General features: G+C 70.4%; 6 protein-coding genes. 1 reads left to right on the top strand and 5 read right to left on the bottom strand.

What is annotated here, in order from left to right:
• Positions 1-710: 710 nt before the first annotated feature.
• From AC5LSR_RS21665 to AC5LSR_RS21655, 3 genes are read right to left on the bottom strand one after another with little or no spacing between them, the layout of a single operon-like run.
• Positions 711-1,145, bottom strand: coding sequence for a VOC family protein (locus AC5LSR_RS21665; protein ID WP_250286130.1), 435 nt, complete (start codon positions 1,143-1,145; stop codon positions 711-713).
• A gap of 46 nt (positions 1,146-1,191) precedes the next feature.
• The gene (locus AC5LSR_RS21660) at positions 1,192-1,617 is read right to left on the bottom strand and encodes a type II toxin-antitoxin system VapC family toxin (RefSeq protein ID WP_250286131.1); all 426 of its coding nucleotides are present in this window, start codon (positions 1,615-1,617) and stop codon (positions 1,192-1,194) included.
• Entirely contained in the window at positions 1,614-1,847 is a 234-nt protein-coding gene (locus AC5LSR_RS21655) for a type II toxin-antitoxin system Phd/YefM family antitoxin (protein WP_250286136.1), read from the bottom strand. The genes AC5LSR_RS21660 and AC5LSR_RS21655 overlap by 4 nt, the downstream gene beginning before the upstream one ends.
• A 314-nt stretch (positions 1,848-2,161) precedes the next feature.
• Here AC5LSR_RS21655 and AC5LSR_RS21650 point away from each other — a divergent pair, with 314 nt between their 5' ends.
• A complete protein-coding gene (locus tag AC5LSR_RS21650; RefSeq protein ID WP_250286132.1) occupies positions 2,162-2,506 on the top strand; it encodes a hypothetical protein in 345 nt (114 codons plus the stop codon).
• 158 nt (positions 2,507-2,664) lie between these two features.
• On the opposite strand, the gene AC5LSR_RS21645 is transcribed toward AC5LSR_RS21650, so the two are convergent.
• Together AC5LSR_RS21645 and AC5LSR_RS21640 are read right to left on the bottom strand one after the other, a co-directional pair.
• Positions 2,665-3,741: a DEAD/DEAH box helicase gene (locus AC5LSR_RS21645; RefSeq protein ID WP_250286137.1), complete on the bottom strand. Its 1,077-nt coding sequence runs from the start codon at positions 3,739-3,741 to the stop codon at positions 2,665-2,667.
• 75 nt (positions 3,742-3,816) lie between these two features.
• A partial coding sequence (locus AC5LSR_RS21640; protein WP_493468909.1) for a hypothetical protein occupies positions 3,817-4,632 on the bottom strand: 816 nt, incomplete at its 5' end.

Genomic DNA, 4,632 nt, shown 5'->3' with positions numbered 1-4,632 from the left:
TCCTTCGTCGAGAAGAGCGGTCACAGCCTGGCCGATGAGGATCGCGGTGCTTCGGTCTGTTCGACGTAGGTCATGCAGCTACTCCCGGACCTCGCTGACGATCTCCAGGCGATAGGTCACGACATGTCCCCTTCGGGGCAGAGGGTTCAGTACCTGAGTGTACTGCGGCCCGGCCATCGCGCGAGCCAGCCGTGTCACTCCGGCGCACGACTCAGGCGCCGCCTCACGCGCGACGCCCGCCGGCATCCTGCGTGCCGCGCGCGAACCACCACCCAGCCGCGACCCGAAGCGAGGCTGGCCAGGATCTGGGTCGGGGCCAGCAGCCAGTCCGCCAGGTCCATCCCGCCAGCGGGGTCGACGCCGAGCCGGCCTGCGAAGAACGCCCCGCGCGGTGGTCACCTCCACCTGGTGGTGGGGCCGGCCGTCGAGTCGATCGCTGTCGGGAAGGACAACCGGGAAACCGTCGAACCGCGCTGGCAGCCTCTCCAGGGCGACGTCGATCGGCGTGGTGTCAAGTCCTGGCGGGACGAACAGCTGCACGCGGGGGCCGAAATCGTGGTCCGTGGAAACCTCGCCATCGAAGCCGAGGACCTCGGAACCCTCACCGAGCAACGCGGCAGCATGAGGCACGCCCGCGATCAGCGGCCAGACCGCCCGCTCGTAGAATCGTCGAGAAAGATCACTGCCGGGCACGGCTCTGCGATCACTGTTCAGTCGAGGCAGAACTCGTTGCCCTCGGGGTCGGCCATCACGATGTGTCCGGCGTGCGGTGGAGTGGGCTCGTGGCGGTGTAGTCGGGTGGCACCGTGGCCGACGAGTCGCTCCGCCTCCTGCTCCAGCGCCGCCATCCGAGCCTCGCCCTCCAGTCCGGACGCGGCTCGTACGTCGAGGTGAACGCGGTTCTTGGCCCGTTTGCCCTCCGGGACCCGCTGGAAGAACAGCCGTGGACCGGAGCCGGCGGGGTCGACCATCGCCGCGGCATCGTCGTGGCGCTCGGGTGGAACGCCCATCGCAGTCAGAGCCTGCTCCCAGGACGCGAAACCGGCGGGCGGCTCCTGCGGACGGTAGCCGAGGACCTCGCCCCAGAAGGCCGCGAGCCCCGCCGGATCTGCGCAGTCAAAGGTGATCTGGATGTCGCGGGTCATGCGTCTCCCGTCAGTAACAGCGGCCCGGGTAAATATCCCTACCTGCCTACGGGTGGGAGGCCCACGGGTTGACGAGTGGGACCCCCATGGGCGCGAAGTCGGACTCGTTGCGGGTGACGAGCGTGAGGCTGTGGACCTGAGCCGTGGCGGCGATGAGCGCGTCGTGAGCTGGGCGCCGGTCGGGCACGTGGAGTCGTGCCGCCGAGTCGGCAACGGCCTGATCGATGTCGAGCAGTCGGCCCGTGTATGCCGGGAGCACATTGTGGTCCAGCCACGAGTCGAGGACCGCCGCCTGTCGGGCGTCGTGCCGTCGCTTGTTCTCGATGCCCGCGCGCAGTTCCAGCAGGGTGATGACGGAGAGGAAGGTGTCCGATGGCGACAGGGTGTCGGCCCAGGCGTTGAATCGGTCATCCCTGCGTTTCACGGGCTTGCGGAGCTCGGAGATGATGTTGGTGTCGAGCAGGAAGCTCACAGGTCGGCCTCGCGCAGCGAGTCCCGCGGCCGTACGGGCTCGAAGTCGATGTCCTCGTCCAGGACGAACGCGTCGCCCAGGCTACCCGCGGTGCCCGTGAGCCGTTGGTAGTCGGCGAACGACAGCAGGACGTGCGACGGCCGACCGTGATCCGTAATGATCACAGGACCGCTGGCGGCAGCCCGCTTGACCGCGCTCACGTCGCGGTTGAACTCTCGCGATGAGACCATGGTCACCGCGACCACCTCCCCGGTAGGTACGTACCTACACTACCCGTTGCGAGTGACTCGCTCAGCCGCACATCACAGGGATCGCCGCCTGCTGGGCAAAGTGGCCCCTCGGTCGCGCACAGCACGCTGCCAGCCTTCGCCCGCCTGTGCGATGACGACCGCTGATTACGAAGCACCGTCACGAGAGTGCCCGGTCGATCTCTACAGGCCGCTTCCGCTCTGACGCGTGTTCCCCCGCTCCACTCGCCCGGCACCGGCCGCCGGGTGTGCGGCGGAGTGGCCGGCTACCGGCCGCATCGGGTTCCGCTCTCGCCTTGGCTCCGCGGGAGACCGACGATCACAGCCGCCAGGTCGAACGCGAATACGCGCTCGGATCCGGCCGCATCGACCTTCATCTCCGCTGGCCCTACGCACCCCGCGGGGGACCGCGGCAGGTCCAGCGCGAGGGTTTTGAGATCAAGGCCTGGCGCACCGGCGGATCCAACCCGCTCAAGACCGGGCTCATACAGCTGGACCGCTACCTCAACCGACTCCAGTTGCCGATCGGCACTCTTGCGATCTTCGACCAGCGCACGAACGCGCCTCCCATCGACGAACGCACCGCGATCACCACCGTGACCAGCCCGGCCGGGCGCTGCATCACTCTCCTCAACGGCTGACCGACGCCCGCGCGCCTTGGGTCCGAACACGACGCGGGGGCCAAGTTGTTCGCGAGGCCGGACTCGAGCCAATGCCACGTGGGGTGCGCAGAAAAATAACACGTAGAGTCACAGATGTGCCGATCCGACGGGCCGGCGTGGCGCTCATCTACGGGCGGTCACACCTGGGGTGCCAGGACGAGGTGCGGCGAGGTGGCCGCGCGCCGCGTGCCCGGGGAGCCGAGGAGAGCGGTAAGGGTGCCGGTCTCGTCTGCGATCAGCTCGCTGCCGTTCGGGTTGCCGGGACTCCACTCGAACGGGGCGTCGAACAGCTTCGCGGCGAACTCCATGACGGCCGCAGGGCTGTCGCCGACGGTGGCGGACGTCGCGATGGCCTGCAGCGAGCGGGCGGAGTCCTCTCCCTGGAAGAAGACCTTCTGCTTGAGCCGGCGCAACAGCATGCCGACTTCCTCTGCTTTCGCCCCGTCGTAGACGTGCGCCTCGTCCAGCACGACGAAGCGCCAGTGCCCGCCGTGCGGCCCCTCGAACAGGTCCATGTCCGCGGGGCGCAGAAGCAGGTACTCCAACATCGCGTAGTTGGTCAGCAACAGGTGCGGCGGGCTGTCGCGCATCTCGGTTCGGGAGAGCAGCTCGTTCGGGAGCCTGGCCTCGCCCGGGTTCAGGGCCTCGAACAGGGAGGCGCCCTCGGCGGGCCGCTCTGGTGTCTCCCCGGTGTACCGGCCGAACGTGATCTCGGGTGTGCCCGCGAGCACCTGCCGCAGTCGGCGCACCTGGTCGTTGGCCAGGGCGTTCATCGGGTACAGCAGCAGCGCCCGGACCCCTGGACCCAGCGTCCCGGCGTCCCGCTGTCGGACGAGCTCGGAGAGGACCGGCAGCAGGAAGCTCTCCGTCTTGCCCGACCCGGTCCCGGTCGCGACGACGAGGTTGCGGCCCGCGGCGGCTTTGCGGATCGCCATTTCCTGGTGCGCGTACAGCGGCCGGTCCAGCGGCAGCGCGGGCCCGCCGAGCCGGGCGAACCCGCTGGGCAGGACACCGTCGACGATCAGCCGCCGCAGGCTGGCGCCCGCCGCGTACGGCGGTGTCGCCTCGAGCACCGGCCCCTTGGTCAGCAGCGGACTGGCGTCGATCGCGTCCCGCAGCGCCCGCGCGAGCTTCGGGTCGCGCACCGGCAGCAGCGACCGCAGGTAGCGGCGGTACGTCAGGCTGAGGTGCTCGGCGGTGGCAATCACGTCCATCACTGAAGGATCTCCCGTCGGGGTTTTCCGCTGTTCGGGGCCCTCGTGGGTGGCCCGCGCGAGGGGGCGGCGATGTCAGGCCTGTGTGACCGTCCACGGATCATCGGCCGGGCCGGCGCCGGTCACGGTGGCGAATGTCACGACGGTTCCCCCGCCGACGGTGATGGTGAGCTCGGTGTCGCCGTGGACGGCCGCCGTGTCCAGGATGCGGCGCAGCGGGTAGCGGCCGTCGCGCAGCGCCCCCAGGACCTGGACGGGTTCTCCGCCCGCCATGAGCGTGATCGCCGGTGGCGTGGCGGCGCCCGGCAGGTCGATGCGCAGCAGGCCCCCGCGCCACAGGTCGTCGTGGGTGAGGCGCAGCGGGCCCACGTGGTGCCACCCGGTCGCCTCGGCGCCGCTGCCCGGCTCGGGATCGATCCGCAGCCGCAGGTGCGGCGGGGTCACGGCCAGGCGCTGGACCACCGCGCCGGCGACGCAGGTGACCTCCCGCGTCACCGTCTCCTCCTGGTAGGCGGCCGCGGCCGGGGAGACCGTCATGCCCGGTGGGGCCGAGATCACCGCCTCTGCGGGCTGAAGCCCCCGGGCGCTGGTGAGCCGAGGGGCCGGGTATGAGGTGACGCCCAGGCCCTCCGCGAGCACCACGGTGCGGCGCAGCCCGGGGATCACAGAGATCACGAGCTCGCCGAGCAGTGGCCGCCGCATACCGCGCCACAGGACGTCCGGTCGCCACGTGTCACCGGTCGTCGTGACACTCGCGAGGGTGGCCCCGGAGTCCGTCCGCCGCGCCTCGACCCGGAAGGTGGCCTGACCGGGCGGGAGCAGGACCTCGGGGGGCGAGGCGAGGACAGGCCTGCCAGCGACGGTCGTGACGCCGGGGATCGGCGGACCCGT

The sequence above is a fragment of the Protofrankia sp. CiP1_Cm_nod4 genome (assembly GCF_982290645.1).
The sequence above is the reverse complement of the archived record's forward strand: the minus strand, read 5'-3'. Positions and strand labels throughout refer to the sequence as shown.